Origin of the sequence: Clostridium sp. (assembly GCF_040797585.1) — a bacterium.
Classification (GTDB): Bacteria; Bacillota; Clostridia; order Clostridiales; family Clostridiaceae; genus Clostridium_Z.
The window spans coordinates 1-2,167 of sequence record NZ_JBFNEO010000305.1; the positions used below are offsets into that span (position 1 = coordinate 1).

Genomic DNA, 2,167 nt, shown 5'->3' on the forward strand with positions numbered 1-2,167 from the left:
GGAGAATAGTTTTAATTATTCAGTATAAATTAAGTTCTAAGCTAGGAACCCTATAAATTATATAAAGTTCAAATATAAATTTATTGATAAAATATATTAGTTTTGTTTATATAATGTTTTGTTTAAGACTTTAAATACATATTCTTTGAAAGATTTAACTATTTCTAGAATATCATATAATAAGATAACTATTACTAAGAATAACTATCTCTAAATCTCCTCAATCTCACAATGCATATGACTTTCTGCCTCATTACCTTTTACTACATATCCTTGACCTTTAGAACAAAATATTGAATTAGAAGTATAATCAATATCTTCATCCTTATTATATCCTATATTTCTAATTACCTCCTCACTATTATGACAAATATCATAACCCTTAAATGTAAAGCTATAGCTTCCTCTTCCCTTGGTTAATGCTACAAATTCTAATGGGTAGTTCATAAATGTAGCCACAGGTCCCATTCCTTTTATTACAGCTCTTTCATTAAATAATTCTGGTCCAGTAAACTTTCCATGTAGTTTTTGTATATCTGATATAAGTCTTCCTACTTTATCTATATCTACTTCAAATTTAAAGTCATAATATGGTTCAAGGAGTATATTTTCTGCCTTTTCTAATCCTTGTCTTAAAGATCTATAGGTTGCTTCTCTAAAGTCTCCTCCACTAGTATGCTTATTATGAGCTCTTCCTGTAAGTAAAGTAATCTTTAGATCTGTTAATGGATATCCTGTAAGTATTCCATTATGATCCCTTTCAAATATATGTTTATATATAAGATTCTGATGACCTATGGATAAGTCATCTACATGGCATAGATTTTCAAAAACTATTCCACTTCCGGGTTCTCCATTTTCTATATTAATATGAACTTCTGAGTAATGTCCTAATGGCTCAAAGTGACCATATCCATTTACGCTCCCATCAATGGTTTCCTTATATAGAATCTCACAAGGTCCAAAATCTACTTGAAATTTAAATCTCTGTTCTATAACTTTCTTAAGAACCTCTAACTGAATGGTTCCCATAATATGAACATGTATTTCTTTTAGTTTTTCATGCCATAAAATATTTAAAGAAGGATCTTCCTCTTCTAATATCTTAAAACTTTTAAAAACGTCTTTTATATTTAACTCTTCGGAAAAAATAACCTTAGATTTTAAAGTAGGTACCATATTATATTTAGTTTCACTTTGAAAATCGCCTACTCCCTGTCCAACTTTTACACTAGTTAGCCCTGTTACAGCAAAGATTTCTCCTGGTAAAACCTCATCTAATGGCTTAAACTTATTTCCGTTATACCTTCTTATCTGAGTGACTTTTTCATGGATTCTCTCTCCATGTTTTTCATAACAAATCTCATCTCTTACTTTTAAAGATCCCTTCAATCCTTTAATATAAGTAACCCTTACTCCATTCTCATCATGTCTTACCTTATACACCATTCCTCCAAAGTTATCTTTATCCTTATATTCCGTGTAAGTAAGAGAATGTAGTTTTTCAAGAAAATCTTTTATTCCTATATCCAACAAGGCTGATCCCGAAAAAGCTGGAAACATTTCACCCTTTTTAACTAAATACTTCATGGATTTAATCCATAAAGTAGAATCATAATTCCCTTCTAGATATATACTTAAGAGGTCTTCATCTCTCTCAGCTATAAATTCAATGAGAGATTCCTCCATTTCATTTTCATTGAATCCTTCATGAAAAAAATATATATCCTTCGAGAACTTTTCTTTAATCTCCTCTACTACCCTTTTAATATCTGCACCTTCTCTATCTACTTTATTGATAAAAAAGAAGGTAGGTATTTTATATTTTTTAAGTAAATCCCATAAGGTTTCCGTATGTCCTTGAATTCCTTCTACTGCACTTATTATTATAATTGCATAATCCATAATTCCTATGGATCTTTCCATTTCAGTAGAAAAGTCTATATGCCCTGGAGTATCCACTAAAAAATAATTATCTCCTTCATAGGTAAAAGATCCTTCATCTGAAAATATGGTTATACCTCTTTCTCTTTCTAGGTTATTACTATCTAGAAAAGCACTTTTATGATCTACCCTTCCTCTTTCTTTTATGCTATGTGTATGATACAGTATCTGTTCCGCAAAGGTGGTTTTTCCTGCATCTACATGAGCTAATATTCCTATAGTC

The 2,167-nt window shown here is 30.2% G+C and carries 1 protein-coding gene; it reads right to left on the bottom strand.

The genetic code is table 11. The annotated features are described in order from the left end of the window. Positions 1–210: 210 nt before the first annotated feature. On the bottom strand, positions 211–2,167 hold a 1,957-nt coding region (locus AB2369_RS13040; protein WP_367666902.1), incomplete at its 5' end, for a GTP-binding protein.